Source organism: Pectobacterium polaris (assembly GCF_002307355.1).
Lineage (GTDB): Bacteria > Pseudomonadota > Gammaproteobacteria > Enterobacterales > Enterobacteriaceae > Pectobacterium > Pectobacterium polare.
This window is the reverse complement of the sequence record NZ_CP017481.1, coordinates 931,143-948,082: the sequence shown is the minus strand read 5'-3', so window position 1 is coordinate 948,082 and position 16,940 is coordinate 931,143. Positions and strand designations below refer to the sequence as shown.

Genomic DNA, 16,940 nt, shown 5'->3' with positions numbered 1-16,940 from the left:
AGTTTCCTACGGGAGAATTTGCTTATGGATAAAGAGTCGCAGCCAACCGATCCAACGCCTGTGGCAGCGTCGGGCGATGATGGCCGCGAAAACCGGTAACGGCGTCTGCCTGAAGCATGGCGTCGAGCACTGCGTGTTCAGTCGCGTCGGCGGCGGCGCTTAACAGCGATTCAAGCTGCGCATCCTCCGGCGGTTGTGGTTGCGGGCAGGTGGAGAACGCGACGGCAATATCGCCGGAACCGTGTCCCCAATAGCTACCGAGCCGGCCTAATCCAGCGCCAGCACGCTTGGCGATGCGCTTGAGCTGACGGGCATCGAGTGGGGCATCCGTCGCCATGATAATGATGATCGATCCCGCATCCTGCTGCGGCGCGAGCTCCGGCAGGATAGGCGCGATAGCATCGCCCATCTGCACGCCGTCCAGCGTCAGTGAGGAAAGCGTGCCGAAGTTTGCCAGCACCAGTACACCGAGCGTGGCGCTCAATTCTGGAATCAGGCGCGATGCGGTGCCGATGCCGCCTTTCAGACTAAAGCAGCTCATGCCGCGTCCAGCGCCGACGCTGCCGCGTGCGAAGCTCTCTGCCGCATTGTCCAGCGCCTGTCGCGCCATGTGTTCCGTCACCGCCAGCGCCTGAATGTCGTTCAGCCAGCCGTCGTTGCACTCCAGCGCCAGCGGGTTCACCGTCGGCAGCGTGCGACCCAGTTCAGGATTGCGGGCAATGGCATCGCGCACCAGCGTGGTAAACAGCGTGCCGGTTGCCAGCGTGTTGCTGAGCAGGATGGGCGTTTGCAGTAATCCCAATTCTTCGATCTGTACCAGTCCTACGGGTTTGGCGAAGCCGTTCAGCACCGCCGCGCCGCATGGCAGGGGCTGGGTGAACAGGTTCTCACCGGGAGGCACAATTGCCGTGACGCCAGTTTGCACTTCGCCTGCCGCCAGCGTGCAGTGGCCGACGCGTACGCCCGCCACATCACTGATACTGTTATGCGGCCCGCTGGCCGAGCGCGGCGTACCCAACTGCCGCGTCGTTTTCCAGCGTTTTAGCAACAGCGCCTGCTGCTGTTGCTGATAGTCGTTCATCTGGTGATCGCCGTGCATCGCCTTCCTCAGCTTTTCAGTTTGGGATCGAGCGTATCACGCAGCGCATCCCCAAGCAGGTTAAACGCCAGCACGGTGAAGAAGATCGCCAGACCTGGGAACACGCTAACGTGCCAGGCGCCCGCCATCATCAGGCTGCGGCTCATCGCCAGAATATTGCCCCATTCCGGTACGTCCGGCTCTGGGCCAAGGCCGATGAAACTCAGGCCTGCTGCGGTCAGGATGCTAGTGCCGATACGCATGGTGAAATAGACGATCACGTTAGGCAGCGTGCCGGGCAGGATGTGGCGCATCAGCACGATGCGATCCGGCGCGCCGGCGCAGCGTACCGCTTCTACATAAGCTGCCTGTTTCAGCGACAGCGTAGAGGCACGCACGATGCGGGCGAAGACCGGTACGCTGAAGACCGCCACGGCGATAATCACGTTATTCAGGCCGGGGCCGAGGATCGCGACGACCGCAATCGCCAGCAACATGCCGGGGAAGGCGAACAGCACGTCGGAACCGCGCATGATCAGCGTATCTACCCAGCGGCCGTAGTATCCGGCCAGCAGGCCGAGCACGATGCCGACCAGCATGCCCAGCGTGACGGAAAAGATGCCGATATATAACGAGATGCGTGCGCCGTAGATGATACGGCTCATTACATCGCGCCCGAGATCATCGGTACCCATCCAGTGCGCCGCTGAAGGCGGTGATGCCAGCGATGCCCAGTCAGGCTCCATCGGGTTCCACGGTGCCAGCCAGGGGGCGAAAATGGCGACCAGTACCAACAGTAGGACGAAGCCGCTGGAAACCAGCGCCATCGGGTTACGGATAAAGACCTGAACGAAGTCGCGCCACGGCGAACGTATCGTCTCTTCATCAAGCGTGGCAACGGCCACGACGGGTTCTGGAGGAAGGTTCATCGTGTCTCCTAACGTAGGCGAATCGCCGGATTGACCACCGCGTACAGCAGGTCCACCAACAGATTAATGACAATAAATTCAAACACGAACAGCATCACCAGCGCCTGAATGACTGGCTGATCCTGCGTCTTGATCGATTCAATCAGCAGCCAGCCGAGACCCGGCCAGCTAAACACGCTTTCGACCACGATGGAGCCACCGAGCAGGAAGCCGAATTGCAGCCCCAGCATGGTGATGACCGGAATCAGCGCGTTACGCATCACGTGCTTCCAGGTGACTAGCCGATTGCGCAGCCCTTTGGAGCGAGCGGTACGGACGTAGTCTTCCTGTGCAACTTCCAGAAACGCGGAGCGGGTAAAGCGTGCCATGACGGCAGCCACCGATGCCCCGAGCGTCAGCGCGGGCAGAATGATGTCGCTGGGCTGATTAAAACCGCTGACGGAAAAGACGCCGAACGGCATGGCGACAAACTGAATCAGCAACAGGCCGAGCCAGAACGGTGGCATGGAAATCCCGCCGACCGCGAAGCTCATCAGCGTCCAGTCCTGCCATTTGCCCCGCTTGAGCGCGGAAACCACACCAATCAGTAGACCGAGCAGCACTGACCAGACAAAGCCCGCCAGCGCCAGCCACATGGTGGGCATAAAGCTCTTGCTAATGACGTCGATAACCGGCTGCTGCGTGCGGTACGTCACACCCAGATCGCCGCTGAACAGGCCACCTAGCCAGTGGACATACTGCTGCGGCAGCGGGTCGTTCAATCCTAACTGCTGACGGGCGGCTTCCACCGCCTCAATGGTCGCGTCAGCACCGGCGTAAATACGTGCCGGGTCACCCGGCAACAGTTTTATAAAACCGAACACTAACAGGGAGACCACCAGCAGAACCGGGATCATTTCCAGCAAACGTCGGACGATATAAGCAAACATGGCGTTCTCCCTGACCGATTACTTAAATTCAGCCTGATCGAAGATCAGTGAGCCATCAGCCAGCATGTACACGCCGTTGAGGTTCTTGGTTTTGCCGACAACGTTGTCCGGCGAACCCAGGAAGACCACAGGTGCATCCTGCCAAATTTGACGCTGTGCATCAGCGTAAGCCGCGGCACGTTTGTCGGTATCGGCCGTCGCCAACCCAGCGGTAATCGCTTTATCCGTTACCGGATTGCTGTAGTAGGAAACGTTATATGCAACTGGAACCCAAGACTCTGTCGCGAACAGCGGACGCAGCGCCCAGTCAGCATCACCGGTAGACGGAGACCAGCCGTTGTAGAACAGGTCAAATTCGGCGTCTTTCGGATCTTTTACGCCAAACAGCTTGGCGTTACGCATCCCGGAATCCATCGGGGTGACGGTGACCTTGATGCCGACCTGCTCTAACTGCTGTTTGAAGAACTGCGCGCTACGGATGTAGTCGGTGCGGTTCGTCGTCCACAGCTTCAGGCTCAGGCCATTGGCGTAGCCTGCTTCTTTCAGCAGCGCCTTGGCTTTTTCTGGGTTATAGGTGTAGTTCGGTGAGCTCTGGCGTGCGAAGAACTGCACGTCTGGTGCCATCGCAGAAGAGGCAGGAACGCCCATGCCGGCAAAGCCGACTTTCAGCCAGATGTCGCGGTTGATGGCGTAGTTGAGTGCCTGACGCACGCGGATATCGTTCAGCGGCGGACGCAGGTTGTTCATCGCCAGCCAGAATTGATAAATACTCGGGTCGCGCTGAATCGCCAGCTTGCTGTCGTTTTGTACGGTGCCGATCAGATCGGAAGGCAGCGGATAAACGGCATCGACCTGACCAGATTTCAGTGACGCCACGCGGGTGGAATCTTCCGGCGTCGGGTAGAAGGTCACGCTGTCGACTTTCGGCCAGCCTTTCTGCCAGTAGTTGTCGAATTTCACCAGCTTCACGTCTTTACCCTGCTGCCATTCGGTGAATTTGAACGGACCAGTACCGACTGGGTTCACGCGCAACTGTGCTTCGTCTGGGTATTTCTTCAGTGCTTCCGGGCTGTGCATAACGGCAGACGGGTGTGCCAGCGTGTTCACAAAGGCACCGAAAGATTTGTTCAGCTCGATTTTGACCTGCGTCGGCGACAGCACGGTGACGGTTTGCACCATGTTAAACAGGCTGTTGCGCTTTAAGCCCTTGCTCTGATCGGCCAGACGGTCGAGGTTAGCTTTAACGGCGTCGGCGTTGAACGGCGCGCCGTCCTGGAAGGTGATGCCTTCGCGCAGCGTAATGACGAATTCGGTGGCGGCGTCGTTGCTGGTGTAGCCCGTCGCCAGACGCGGCACCAGCTTCATTTTATTATCGAACTGGAACAGACGCTCGAAGATGCCGCTCTGAATGGAGTAGCTCAGCGTGTCCGAGGTATCGTGCGGGTCGAGCCCGGTGATATCGGCATAGATAGAAATACGAAGGTCTTGCGCCTGGGCTACAGCCGCCAGACACAGTGAGAGCCCGAGGGCAACGGCAGAGCGGCGAACGAATGGCTTCATGGTTTCTCTCCTGGTCAGTTATGAACGTGTGTTGTGTTTTATGGCTATTTTTTGTGGCTATTTTTTTGTCATGACGTCGTGTTTCAGGCTGCCGATTCGTTGTCGGCGACCCAGTGCTGCGGTGCGACCTCTCGGTAGCGCGTTTTGGCGACGGCCTCGCCTGCTTTACGCAAGGGGGAGGGGATTTCGCTGTCGTCAAACTGGCGTGTGCCGCGACGGGTTGGATCGGCAATCGGAACCGAGGCCAACAGGCGGCGGGTATACGGATGCTGCGGGTCGTTAAACACCGACTGACGCGGGCCGATCTCTACAATCTGGCCGAGATACATCACCGCGACGCGGTTGGCGATGCGCTCGACAACCGCCATATCGTGCGAGATGAAAATCCACGACACGCCAGTTTTCTTCTGGAGATCCATCATCAGGTTGACGACCTGTGCCTGAATCGACACATCGAGCGCCGAAACGGCTTCGTCAGCAATGATGACCTGTGGCTGTAGCGCCATCGCGCGGGCAATCGCAATACGCTGACGCTGCCCGCCGGAAAACTCGTGCGGATAACGGCGCGCGTGCTCTGGCAGTAGACCGACGCTTTTTAACAGCGCCTGCACCTGCGGTGTCGCTTCTTCCAGCGATTTCACCAGCCCGTGCAGCAGCAGCGGTTCGGCGATAGTGAAGCCGACCGTCAGGCGCGGGTTGAGCGAGGCGTACGGGTCTTGAAACACCATCTGCATTTCCCGGCGCAGCGGCTGGAAATCCCGCTCTTTCATCTGGGAAATTTCGTTACCCTGAAAATGAATGCTTTCGGCTTGGCTCTGTACCAGACGCAGCAGGGCACGTCCGGTGGTGGATTTGCCACAGCCGCTTTCCCCCACGATAGCCAGCGTTTCACCCGGCCAGACGTTGAAATCAATCTGCTCTACCGCATGAACGTGGTGAGTGATGGTGGATAAAATCCCGCTGCGAATGGGGTAATAAACCCGCAACCCGCGAATATCCAACAGCGGCTCGGCGTCATAACGGGCGGTAACCTGCTCACTATTTTCTGGATCGGCAGCCTGCCCTAGTAAAGGAAAGCGCTTTGGCCAGAGGCTATCGCGCATGTCGCCCAGCTTCGGTACAGCGGCCAGCAGCGACTGGGTATAAGGATGCTGCGGCGCGGCAAAAATCTGCTCGACGGTGCCTTGCTCCACGATCTCGCCGCGGTACATCACCACCACGCGATCGGCGATTTCCGCCACCACGCCCATGTCGTGGGTGATAAACAGCACCGACATGTCGCTCTGCTGTTGCAGGTCACGCAGGATTTGCAGAATACGTGCCTGCACGGTGACGTCCAGCGCAGTGGTCGGTTCATCGGCAATCAACAGTTGCGGATCGCAGGCCAGCGCCTGTGCAATCATCACACGTTGACGCATTCCGCCGGACAGCGAGTGCGGGTAGCTTTTCATTACGCGATCGACGTCTGCGATGCGCACCTTGTGCAGCAGCTCACGGGCTTTTTTGTCCGCGCTGGCGGCATCGCAAATTTTGTGGTCAAGCAGCGCTTCGGTGAGCTGATCGCCGACTTTCAGCACCGGATTAAGCGAAGTCATCGGCTCCTGAAAAATCATGGCGAGATCGCGACCGCGCAGCTTACGACGCGCTTCCGCTTTCATGCTCAGCAGGTCATGTTGCTGGCCGTCGCGTGCGGTGAAACGGAGCGCACCGCGTTCGATGTTGGCAGAGTCCGCCAGTAGCCCCATCACGGCGAGTGACGTCACAGACTTGCCTGAACCACTTTCGCCGACCACGGCGACCACTTCCCCTTTATTCACGGTAAAGGAAATGCCTTTTAGCGCCTGATGCGTACCAGAACGGCCGCTAAAGCTGACGCTCAGATCGTCGATTTCCAGTACAGGCCTGGGGGCGTTACCGGGTGCTGTGGCGGCACCCGCGTGCATGATATCCGTCATGGTCACTCCGGTTGATGATTTGATGGTTACGGCGGTTGATGGCGTCATAGCCAAATTCGGCCAAGGTTGTAGGTCAGATAAGGCGAACTGTCGGCGGCCAGCCAAATAGGGCCGTCGAGATCGACGTGTTCGGCATCGGCGGCGACGGGCAGGGCGGCTTCCATCGCCATTGACGAGCCCAGCGTGCAGCCGACCATAATGCGCAGGCCGTGAAAGTGGGCTTCGCGCACCATCGCCAGCGCTTCAGTCAGTCCGCCACACTTGTCCAGCTTGATGTTGATCATGTCGTAACGACGGCGTAGCCCGACGATGTCACCGCTGTGGCGGCAGCTTTCGTCCGCGCAGATCGGAATCGGGTGAGAAAACCGCTGTAAATCCTCGTCCTTACCGACAGGAAGCGGTTGCTCAATCATGGCGACCTGATAAGGCAGCAGAGCGGTGGACAGGCTATGTAAATCCAGCCCGCTCCAGCTTGCCCTCGCGTCGATAATCAATCTGGCGTTAGGCGCGGCAGCACGAATGGCGGCAACCTTCTCCAGAATCAATTCGCGATCCAGTTTGATTTTCAGCAGCAGTGCGCCGTGGGAAACGGCATTGGAGGCGGCGGCGGCCATTCTCTCCACGCTGTCGAGCGCCAACGTTTGCGCACAGACCACGGATGTGGGGGGATGAATACCGATGCGCTGCCACAGCGTCTGTTTTTCCAATGCGGTGTTGAGCCGCCATAGTGCGCAGTCCAGCGCATTTCTGGCCGCACCCGGCGATAAGTCTTTCTGGAGCTGTTCGATGGTCAGGCCGTGTTCTATTGCCTCACGGACCGCAGAGAGCTGGCGACATACGCTGTCGGCGGACTCGCCATAATGGGCGACTGGCGTACATTCGCCTTGTCCAATAAATCCTTTTTCTTCCAACGCGACGCGGATAACGGTAACCGCGCGACGCGTCCCGTTTTCAGCCGCCATAGGACGGGCTAGTGGCAGATTGACCGTTTCAATTTGCATATGCCGCATCATGATTTTTTCTCATCAACGCTCAGGGGATGAACGGACTATTTCATGATGCATCATCACTGACGAATACTTGTTCATCAGTAGGGTATAACCTCAGGTTATACCATAAGTTCAAGGTATGGCTTTCTGATGCCGCTTTCCCGCAACGCGAGTGATTTCGTGTATAATACGCGGCAGTTTTCATTGACCCACCGGAGATGAGCCATGCGCCCAACAGGCCGAAGTGCACAGCAAGTACGCCCCCTTACATTCACCCGTCATTACACGAAACACGCTGAAGGTTCCGTTTTAGTCGAATTTGGCGATACCAAAGTGTTATGCAATGCCACGGTAGAAGAGGGTGTTCCGCGCTTTCTGAAAGGCCAGGGACAAGGATGGGTCACCGCCGAATACGGCATGCTGCCGCGTGCGACGCACAGCCGTAACTCGCGTGAAGCCGCCAAAGGTAAGCAGGGCGGTCGGACGCTGGAGATTCAGCGCCTGATTGCACGTTCCCTGCGTGCGGCAATCGACCTGAAAGTGCTCGGCGAATACACCATTACGCTCGACTGTGATGTCTTGCAGGCGGACGGCGGCACGCGTACGGCGTCCATCACCGGTGCCTGCGTGGCGCTGGCCGATGCGCTGAACCAGATGGTTGCCAAAGGTAAGCTGAAAAAGAACCCGATGAAAGGCATGATCGCCGCCGTTTCCGTCGGCATCGTGAACGGTGAAGCGCTGTGCGATCTGGAATACGTGGAAGATTCCGCTGCGGAAACCGACATGAATGTGGTCATGACCGAAGACGGCCGCATGATTGAAGTACAAGGGACGGCCGAAGGCGAGCCGTTCAGCCACGAAGAATTGCTCACCCTGCTGGCGCTAGCCCGAGGGGGAATTGATACCATCGTTCAGGCGCAGAAAGCCGCCTTAATCGATTGATTTTATAAGCGACCAATTGGTCGCTTTTTTTATGTCTGTGACCAACAAGTAAGACGAGGAGATGCAGTAATGAAAGCCTACCAGCGCCAGTTTATTGAGTTTGCACTCAGCAAGCAGGTATTGAAGTTCGGCGAGTTCACCCTGAAATCCGGGCGCATTAGCCCCTATTTCTTCAACGCCGGGCTGTTTAATACCGGACGTGACCTGGCCTTACTGGGTCGTTTTTATGCGGCAGCGCTGGTGGATTCTGGCGTGGAGTTCGATTTGCTGTTCGGGCCAGCTTACAAAGGCATTCCGATTGCGACTACCGCTGCTGTCGCGCTGGCAGAACATCACGATCGTGACCTGCCGTACTGTTTCAACCGCAAAGAAGCTAAAGACCACGGTGAGGGCGGCAGCCTGGTTGGTAGTCCGTTACAGGGCCGCGTGATGCTGGTGGATGACGTGATTACGGCCGGTACGGCGATTCGCGAATCGATGGAAATCATCGGTGCACACGGGGCGACGCTGGCGGGGGTGATGATTGCACTGGATCGTCAGGAACGTGGCCGCGCCGAGCTGTCCGCGATTCAGGAAGTGGAACGCGACTATCAGTGCAAGGTGATTTCGATTATTACGCTGACGGATTTGATCGCCTATCTGGCGGAAAAACCAGAGATGGCAGCGCATCTGGATGCGGTGAAAGCCTATCGTGAGCAGTACGGGATTTAACGTTGTGAGTTATGAACCCGCCAGAAACGTCTGGCGGGTTTTAATATCTAAGAGCGGCGTTTAGTTCAGCTGTGCAGCCAGCAGCGGCCAACGGGTGTCGAATTCCTGCGTTGGACGATAGCGGAATTCAGAGCGAATGAAGCGCGACAGCATCCCTTCGCAAAACGCTAACAGCTGGCTGGCTAGCAGCGTTTCATCATGCTGGAAACCTTTGCCATCGCGTAGCTTGTGCTCGCGCAACACCTGACGCAGCTGCGATTCAATACGTTCAAACAGCTGGTTAATACGCCCTTGCAAGCGATCCTGTTCAAACATCAGCGCGTGGCCAGTCATGATGCGAGTCAGCCCTGGGTTCCGCTCCGCAAAGCCTAAAATAAGCAGCAAAATCAGACGAAGACGATTAAACGTTTCTTTTTCGTCTTGCAGAATCAGGTTAATGCGGGTGGTTAGGCTGTCCTCAATAAATTCAATCAGGCTATCAAACATCCGCGTTTTACTGGGGAAATGCCGGTAGAGCGCTGCTTCGGACACGCCGACGTTCGCCGCCAGTTTTGCCGTGGTGATGCGTTGGCTGCCGTCGCTGGATTCCAGCATCTGCGCCAGCGCCTGCAAAATTTCCTCGCGGCGATTCCTTTTCGTATTTTCTTTTTCTGCCATGTCTGAAAAGACCCTTGCTAAATATTTGACTGACAAGCACCCGTTAGCGCCACAGTAGCCGTTTCTTTTTGGATAGATAGGCGCTGTGGCTTATAGGAATTTTTTACACTATGGGTGGCTGGATCGCGTTAGCTACGGCCGGAGTGGCCGAAGCCGCCTTCTCCACGTTCGCTGCCGACAAAATCTTCGACCAGATTGAATTCGGCCTGAACGACGGGCACAAAAACCATCTGTGCGATGCGCTCGCCCGGTTCAACCGTAAACGTTTGTTGACCACGGTTCCAGACGGAAACCATCAGTTGTCCCTGATAGTCCGAATCAATCAGTCCCACCAGATTCCCCAAGACCACGCCGTGCTTATGGCCCAGCCCGGAGCGAGGCAGGATCACCGCCGCCAGCCCGGTATCGGCAATGTGAATCGCCAGCCCGGTTGGAATCAGCGTGGTTTCCCCTGCTTTGAGTTCAATCGCCTGATCCAGACAGGCACGCAGATCGAGCCCAGCAGAACCCGGTGTGGCATAGGTTGGTAACGGGAATTGTTGCCCAACGCGTGGGTCAACAATCTTAACGTCGATTTTTTTCATCATAACGGCTGATAATCTCGTCGATTAATTTTTGGCCAAGAAGACGCTTGTCGCACTGCGGCAACGGCGTGTCACCACCTTGCCAGAAAAGGTGTAACGCATTGGTTTCACTGTTAAAACCATGCCCGAAAAGAGAGACATTGTTCGCGCAAATCAGATCCAGCTTTTTACGCGCCAGTTTTTGTCGGGCGTATTCTTCCACATTCTGGGTTTCGGCAGCAAACCCGACAACATAAGGACGATTTTTCGTCATGGCTGCGACACCGGCGATAATATCTGGATTTTTGACCAGAGTGAGAGTCATTTCATCGCCCTGCTGGTTCTGTTTTTTAATCTTCTCATCGGCGATGTGTTTGGCGCGGTAGTCGGCAACCGCCGCACAGCCGATAACAATGTGCTGCTGCGCCGCGTGTTCCATCACCGCGTGCTCCATCTCCAATGCGCTGCCGACATCAATGCGTGTGACGCCCTGCGGTGTGGCGAGCGAAACGGGGCCGCTGACCAGTGTGACATTCGCACCACGGGCGGCAGCGGCCTGTGCGATAGCAAAGCCCATTTTCCCGGAGCTGTGATTGGTAACAAAGCGAACGGGATCCAGCGCTTCCCTCGTCGGCCCGGCGGTGACCAGAATGTTCAGATGTTGCAGATCGTTGATGGCAGAAAAATGACGCTGCGCCAGCCCGACAATCTCCATTGGGTCGATCATGCGACCCGGCCCAACGTCGCCACATGCCTGACTGCCGCTATCTGGCCCCCAGATCGGTAAACCGCGCGTGGCCAGCGTGCGCAGGTTGTCCTGCGTGGGCTCTGCGCGATACATCTGCTGATTCATCGCAGGGACAACGGCGATAGGGGCGGATGTCGCCAGACAGATCGTGGTCAGCAGGTCATTCGCCATGCCAGCAGCAACTCGAGCGATCAGATCGGCAGTCGCCGGGGCGAGAATGACTAAATCAGCCCATTTTCCTAACTCGATGTGGCCCATTGAGGCTTCAGCCGCAGGGTCGAGCAGGTCGTCTGATACCGGGTAGCCAGAGACGGCTTGCAGCGTCAGTGGCGTGATGAAAGCTTTAGCGGCAGAGGTCATGACAACTCGTACGTCGGCTCCGCCATCGCGCAGGCGTCGCACCAGTTCCGGGCACTTATACGCGGCGATGCCGCCGCTGATACCCAGCACGATTCGTTTGCCGGAGAGTGCATTCAGGCTGGAAAATTCCGTCATCATCATGGTCCGATTGAAAGTCAGAAGATGCGCCATTTTACCATAACCTTGCGGGCAGATAGGAATCTTAAGGTGGTTACCATGGTTTCCCTAAGAAGATTGCGAAGCGCTTCGCAGCCTTTTACCGCCGGTGTCGTCCTGTTTTTACGGGCGTGACATGATGCCGTTGAGCGGTATAGGGAGAAGGTGATGGGCTGGGAAAAAGGATTGGCACCGCGTGAAAAACTGGTGCGCTTAGGGGCTGAATCACTGACGGATGTTGAATTGCTGGCGATTTTTTTGCGCACGGGGCTACCGGGCGTGCATGTGATGCAGCTGGCAGAAGACTTATTGGCGCATTTTGGCTCGCTCTATCAACTGATGGCGGCCGACCAGGCAGCGTTTCATCATGCCAGAGGCGTGGGGATATCAAAATATACGCAGCTCAAGGCGATCGCAGAGCTGTCGCGGCGGCTATTTTTCTCTCGCCTGGCGAAAGAGGATGCCATGCTGAACCCGGAAGCGACCGGTCAATATTTGCAGCTACTGCTGTCCCGACGTGAGCGTGAAGTTTTTTTAGTTCTATTTTTGGACAATCAGCACCACGTTATTCGCCATCAGGAGATGTTTGTTGGTACGATTAACAGCGTAGAAGTCCACCCGCGTGAGATTGTGCGTGAAGCGCTAAAAGCAAATGCTGCCGCGCTAATACTGGCGCATAATCACCCGTCGGGAAAAGCGGAGCCGAGTCAGGCTGACCGTGCGATAACCGAACAGATTGTCAAAGCCTGTCTGTTAATGGAGATCCGCGTGCTCGATCATTTGGTTATTGGGCATGGCGAATACGTTTCTTTTGCCGAGCGCGGCTGGATTTGACAGATATTTCCGCGATCCAATGGGATCTTTAGCTGTTCGGGACTTGAGCACTTACGCTTCAGAGCGTATACTACGCCACCTTTGAGAATCTTGGGTGTGGCGTTAAGAGCCTATCTCAGCAGGTTTATCCTGATGACAGAGTCTTTTCAGTGAAGTTGCTGAGATGGGCTCTAAAGCCTGACGAGGCGGCCAAACCCTATACGAAGCTCGAGCTGATTTGATTTTTGGAGAATAGACATGTCCCGAGTCTGCCAAGTTACTGGCAAGCGTCCGGTGGCCGGTAATAACCGTTCCCACGCAATGAATGCGACCAAACGCCGTTTTCTGCCGAACCTGCACTCACACCGTTTTTGGGTTGAAGGTGAAAAACGCTTTGTAACGCTGCGCGTATCTGCGAAAGGTATGCGTGTTATCGATAAGAAGGGTATTGAGACGGTTTTGGCCGATCTGCGTGCCCGTGGTGAAAAGTATTAAGGAACTGAATCATGGCTAAGGGTGTTCGCGAGAAGATCAAGCTTGTTTCTTCTGCTGGTACTGGTCACTTCTATACCACTACGAAGAACAAACGTACTAAGCCGGAAAAATTGGAATTGAAGAAATTCGATCCAGTTGTCCGTCAGCACGTTCTCTACAAAGAAGCTAAAATTAAGTAATTTCTGCTTCTTGATAAAAACCCGGCCTTGGTCGGGTTTTTTTTCGCCATATGCCAGCCAGATGTCGATTTTTTTTAACTGCTTTGTGTTAAATATTGCGGGTAAAATAGGCTAGCCGTTGCCTTGTTTCCCGCGGCATCCCCTGTCTTGCGGGCTGTCACTGATGGTATCCTGCTGTTGATGCTAATGTAGCCACCTTTATCAGGAGACGCACATGCCTGAATTACCTGAGGTTGAAACCAGCCGTCGTGGGATTTCGCCGTATCTTATCGGCCACACCATTCTTTATGCTGAAGTGAGAAACTCACGTCTGCGCTGGCCGGTATCGGCTGAGATTCTTTCGCTGAGCGATGAGCCGGTGCTAAGTGTGCGTCGGCGGGCAAAATATCTGCTGATTGAGCTGACTCGTGGCTGGATTATTGTGCATCTCGGCATGTCTGGCAGCCTGCGGGTGTTGCCGGAATATAGCGAGCCGGAAAAACACGATCACGTTGATTTGGTTATGGACAGCGGTAAGGTGCTGCGTTACACCGATCCCCGACGTTTTGGTGCCTGGCTGTGGACGGATAATCCGGAAACTTGCTCGGTATTGGCGCATCTCGGGCCAGAACCCTTAGAGGCTGAATTCTCTGCCGATTATCTTTATCAGGCCTCACGCGGTAAAAAGACGGCAATCAAACAGTGGATTATGGATAACAAAGTCGTCGTCGGCGTAGGCAATATTTACGCGAGTGAATCGCTGTTTGCGGCGGGTATCCATCCTGACAGAACGGCTGGATCGCTAAATGAAAACGACGCAGCCATATTGGTGGGCGTGATTAAACAGGTGCTACAGCTTTCAATTGAGCAGGGTGGCACGACACTGCGTGACTTCTTGCAATCAGATGGCAAACCCGGTTATTTCGCGCAGGAGCTGCGAGTCTATGGCCGCAACGGTGAACTTTGTCGGACATGCGGAACGCCGATAGAAATCGCGAAGCATGGGCAGCGCAGCACATTTTTCTGTCGCCGCTGCCAGAAGTAATCGGTATTGTGGATAAAAATTCAGATAAGTAACAAATGGCGATAATGCTTATTAAGGGAAAAGAAGTATGCAGCGCATTTTGTTGATAAGAATCGATTTTCTGGGTGATATGGTATGCACTACAGCGTTGATTCACTCTCTGAAAAGAAAATGGCCGACTGCTGAAATCCATGTCTTAGGGAACAAGTATAATTCATACGCGCTTGAAGATAATCCAGACATAAAAGAAGTACATCATTATGTTTACAGCAAAAGTCGAGAGAGAAATAACCGCAGTGGTTTAATCAGCTCATTGATCGATAAGTTTCTGTTGATTACTCGCTTAAAGCGTTTGAATTTCGATTTGCTGATTATTCCTAATGGTGGGGTGAATAAGAATGCGATTCAGTTCGCTAGATGGATGAATATTCCTGATAAGCGTTGGCACACGGCTGAGACAGAATTTGACGATCGCAACATCAAACATATTACTAACCGGCCAATAAAGCATGAAGTCTTAGCGGGGTATGATTTGGTGCCCGAGCTTGGTGTAACGAGCACTGACGATCTAAAGCTTTATATTTATCCTAACCCAGAATTAAAAAAGCAATGGTCAGAAAAATTAGAAAATAACGGCAAAGTGAATATCGGATTTTTTATATCAAATAAAGCACATGAACGTCGCTGGCCGTGGGAAAACTGGTACTCACTTGCTAAGTTACTTGGCAATAATTTCAATATCATTATTTTCTCTAGTCCAGGTGAGAAGCCGGAGCAAGATGCGCTTAATGGCATTACGGTTCAGTGTATCGATACTGAAACAGTGCCTGACCTTATTGCAGCGATGAGCCAATTAGATTTGGTGGTTTCGGCTGATAGTGCACCAGTTCACCTTGGTGCGGCGTTGCAGATACCCGTTGTCGGTTTATTTGAAGCAAGACCAGAAAAATATTTGCGTTGGTATCCGATCGGTGTAAATCACGTCTTGCTGCATTCAGGAAAATGCATCGATAGTATCAGTGTGGCTGATGTCAAAGAGGCTGTCATTTCTCTAATCCCGTAAACGGATGATCAGCGGAGCTTTTCCATTAAGGCACTAACGATGGCATCGGGCAAGAAATGCGATACGTCACCGTCGTGACGAGCCACTTCTTTGACCAGAGAAGATGAAATAAACGACCACTCTTCTGATGGCATCAGGAAGACGCTTTCGAGAGTCGGCATCAGGTGGTGATTCATTTTTGCGAGCTGGAGTTCATATTCGAAATCGGCAACGGCTCGCAAACCACGTACAAGAATATTGGCTTTTTGCTGTTGTGCGAAGTGCACCATGAGATCGCTGAAACCGACCACTTCGACGTTCGATAAATGCTGCGTCGCACCCTTTGCCAGCGCCACACGTTCATCCAGAGTGAAAAGCGTATGCTTGCTCGGGCTGGCAGCAATGGCCAGCACCACATGGTCGAACATGCGTGATGCACGCGTCAGCAGATCCAAGTGACCATTGGTTAATGGATCGAACGTTCCAGGATAAATCGCTTTGGTTGTCATCACGTCAGCCCTTCATTCACTGTCTGGGTAGCTACTGCTTTACTGTGTCCGCTGGGGCAAATAAGGTTCCAGTAGCGTAAGCAGCATCTGTAGTGCGCCCTGGTTTTGGTGTAACACTTCCACGGCATGTCGACCATAGTAAAGACGATAATCTTCGTCAGCGAGCAGTTTCCCGACTTCTTTCCCCAGTGAGTCTGCATCGGTCACGGTAATCAGCCCGTCGGCCTGATCGAGTTTGTTGCAGATGTCTTTGAAATTGAACGTGTGTGGCCCCATCAATACCGGGATCGCATGAGCTGCCGCTTCTAGCGGATTATGTCCGCCGCGTTCAACCAAACTCCCACCGACAAAAGCCAGATCGGCGATGCCGTATAACAGCATCAGCTCGCCCATGGTGTCCCCAATGACGACCTGTGTGTTGGCAGGAGGCTGTTCACCGCTGCTGCGCAGCGTGTAGGTGAATCCTAGATTTTCTGCCAGCGCCTGCGTGGTGGAGAAACGTTCTGGGTGGCGAGGCACAAGAATGAGTAGTAAGTCAGGGTAGGTGGCAAGCAGTTGTCGGTGAGCGGCTAGAACGATCGCTTCTTCACCTTCGTGCGTGCTGGTGGCTATCCATACTGGACGGTGTGGTGCCCATTGTCGACGTAATGTAATGGCCCTGGCCGCCAGTTCTGGCGTCACGGAAATATCAAATTTGAGGCTACCAGTCACTTTCAGGCTGGAGCGCTTCAGACCAAGATCGATAAACCGATTACCATCTTCCTGATTCTGTGCGGCGACGAGGGTAATGCGCTGCAAGATATGGCGCATAAGCTTACCGATCTTTTTATAACCCGCAGCAGAGCGTTCTGACAGTCGTGCATTGGCAATGACCAGCGGAATGTCGCGTTTATGCAGCTCTGCGATCAGGTTTGGCCACAGCTCGGTTTCCATAATGATGACGATTTTTGGACGAACCTGGTCAAAAAAACGCTTCAGAGCACAGGGTAAATCATAAGGCAGGTAAACGTGATAGACCGTGTCGCCAAACGCTGAACGCACGCGCTCGGAACCGGTTGGCGTCATGGTGGTTACCGTGATCGGCAGATTGGGATAACGATGGCGCAATGCTCTCACTAAGGGAATTGCGGCTAGCGTTTCACCCACGGATACCGAATGTAGCATGATACCGTCTGGCTTGACCTTCTCTGCACAAAAACCGTAGCGTTCACCCCAGCGTCGACGATAGGCCGGAGCCTTACGGCCACGAAGCCACAGGCGAAGCCAAATCAACGGTTGGATGAGGTACAGGATAATGGTGTAGAGAGTTTGTAGCATAAGGT

18 protein-coding genes are annotated in these 16,940 nt (G+C 54.8%); 7 read left to right on the top strand and 11 right to left on the bottom strand.

All coding sequences use genetic code 11. The features are described from left to right. Nucleotides 1-22 precede the first annotated feature (22 nt). The 6 genes from BJJ97_RS04280 to ycjG form a co-directional block, all read right to left on the bottom strand. Entirely contained in the window at nt 23-1,081 is a 1,059-nt protein-coding gene (locus BJJ97_RS04280) for a DmpA family aminopeptidase (protein ID WP_095995318.1), read from the bottom strand. Nucleotides 1,082-1,107: 26 nt separating this feature from the next. Next, nucleotides 1,108-2,007, bottom strand: coding sequence for an ABC transporter permease subunit (locus BJJ97_RS04275; RefSeq protein ID WP_010300708.1), 900 nt, complete (start codon nt 2,005-2,007; stop codon nt 1,108-1,110). An 8-nt stretch (nt 2,008-2,015) separates the two neighbouring features. Next, nucleotides 2,016-2,936, bottom strand: coding sequence for an ABC transporter permease (locus BJJ97_RS04270; RefSeq protein ID WP_014913740.1), 921 nt, complete (start codon nt 2,934-2,936; stop codon nt 2,016-2,018). An 18-nt stretch (nt 2,937-2,954) separates the two neighbouring features. Next, nucleotides 2,955-4,496 carry a glutathione ABC transporter substrate-binding protein gene (locus BJJ97_RS04265; RefSeq protein WP_095993162.1) on the bottom strand — a complete coding sequence of 514 codons (1,542 nt, stop codon included), beginning with the start codon at nt 4,494-4,496 and terminating at the stop codon, nt 2,955-2,957. Nucleotides 4,497-4,579: 83 nt separating this feature from the next. Further along, complete coding sequence (locus tag BJJ97_RS04260) at nt 4,580-6,451, bottom strand: ABC transporter ATP-binding protein (RefSeq protein WP_095701186.1); 1,872 nt, start codon at nt 6,449-6,451, stop codon at nt 4,580-4,582. A 44-nt stretch (nt 6,452-6,495) separates the two neighbouring features. Continuing rightward, on the bottom strand, nt 6,496-7,461 hold the full coding sequence (gene ycjG / locus BJJ97_RS04255) for an L-Ala-D/L-Glu epimerase (protein WP_174867029.1): 966 nt from the start codon (nt 7,459-7,461) through the stop codon (nt 6,496-6,498). Nucleotides 7,462-7,665: 204 nt separating this feature from the next. Here ycjG and rph point away from each other — a divergent pair, with 204 nt between their 5' ends. Beyond that, complete coding sequence (gene rph, locus BJJ97_RS04250) at nt 7,666-8,382, top strand: ribonuclease PH (RefSeq protein WP_014913743.1); 717 nt, start codon at nt 7,666-7,668, stop codon at nt 8,380-8,382. Nucleotides 8,383-8,451: 69 nt separating this feature from the next. Beyond that, nucleotides 8,452-9,093, top strand: coding sequence for an orotate phosphoribosyltransferase (gene pyrE / locus BJJ97_RS04245; protein ID WP_095993161.1), 642 nt, complete (start codon nt 8,452-8,454; stop codon nt 9,091-9,093). 60 nt (nt 9,094-9,153) lie between these two features. On the opposite strand, the gene slmA is transcribed toward pyrE, so the two are convergent. The 3 genes from slmA to coaBC form a co-directional block, all read right to left on the bottom strand. After that, nucleotides 9,154-9,750 (bottom strand): nucleoid occlusion factor SlmA, encoded by a 597-nt coding sequence (gene slmA, locus BJJ97_RS04240; protein ID WP_005967978.1) that lies wholly within the window; start codon nt 9,748-9,750, stop codon nt 9,154-9,156. 128 nt (nt 9,751-9,878) lie between these two features. Then, nucleotides 9,879-10,337 carry a dUTP diphosphatase gene (gene dut, locus BJJ97_RS04235; protein ID WP_010285710.1) on the bottom strand — a complete coding sequence of 153 codons (459 nt, stop codon included), beginning with the start codon at nt 10,335-10,337 and terminating at the stop codon, nt 9,879-9,881. After that, nucleotides 10,315-11,592 (bottom strand): bifunctional phosphopantothenoylcysteine decarboxylase/phosphopantothenate--cysteine ligase CoaBC, encoded by a 1,278-nt coding sequence (gene coaBC, locus BJJ97_RS04230; protein WP_095993160.1) that lies wholly within the window; start codon nt 11,590-11,592, stop codon nt 10,315-10,317. The genes dut and coaBC overlap by 23 nt, the downstream gene beginning before the upstream one ends. Before the next feature lie 153 nt (nt 11,593-11,745). Here coaBC and radC point away from each other — a divergent pair, with 153 nt between their 5' ends. From radC to BJJ97_RS04205, 5 genes are all read left to right on the top strand, one after another. After that, complete coding sequence (gene radC, locus BJJ97_RS04225) at nt 11,746-12,411, top strand: RadC family protein (protein WP_095701190.1); 666 nt, start codon at nt 11,746-11,748, stop codon at nt 12,409-12,411. Between the two features lie 237 nt (nt 12,412-12,648). Then, nucleotides 12,649-12,885 carry a 50S ribosomal protein L28 gene (gene rpmB / locus BJJ97_RS04220; protein WP_039278630.1) on the top strand — a complete coding sequence of 79 codons (237 nt, stop codon included), beginning with the start codon at nt 12,649-12,651 and terminating at the stop codon, nt 12,883-12,885. 11 nt (nt 12,886-12,896) lie between these two features. Continuing rightward, complete coding sequence (gene rpmG, locus BJJ97_RS04215; protein WP_002208990.1) at nt 12,897-13,064, top strand: 50S ribosomal protein L33; 168 nt, start codon at nt 12,897-12,899, stop codon at nt 13,062-13,064. A 214-nt stretch (nt 13,065-13,278) separates the two neighbouring features. Further along, the gene (gene mutM, locus BJJ97_RS04210; RefSeq protein ID WP_095993159.1) at nt 13,279-14,088 is read left to right on the top strand and encodes a bifunctional DNA-formamidopyrimidine glycosylase/DNA-(apurinic or apyrimidinic site) lyase; all 810 of its coding nucleotides are present in this window, start codon (nt 13,279-13,281) and stop codon (nt 14,086-14,088) included. Between the two features lie 67 nt (nt 14,089-14,155). Then, the gene (locus BJJ97_RS04205; RefSeq protein WP_095993158.1) at nt 14,156-15,130 is read left to right on the top strand and encodes a glycosyltransferase family 9 protein; all 975 of its coding nucleotides are present in this window, start codon (nt 14,156-14,158) and stop codon (nt 15,128-15,130) included. Between the two features lie 8 nt (nt 15,131-15,138). On the opposite strand, the gene coaD is transcribed toward BJJ97_RS04205, so the two are convergent. Together coaD and waaA are read right to left on the bottom strand one after the other, a co-directional pair. Then, nucleotides 15,139-15,618, bottom strand: a complete 480-nt coding sequence (coaD, locus tag BJJ97_RS04200; protein ID WP_095993157.1) for a pantetheine-phosphate adenylyltransferase — start codon at nt 15,616-15,618, stop codon at nt 15,139-15,141. 39 nt (nt 15,619-15,657) lie between these two features. Then, entirely contained in the window at nt 15,658-16,935 is a 1,278-nt protein-coding gene (gene waaA, locus BJJ97_RS04195) for a lipid IV(A) 3-deoxy-D-manno-octulosonic acid transferase (RefSeq protein WP_095993156.1), read from the bottom strand. Nucleotides 16,936-16,940 lie beyond the last annotated feature (5 nt).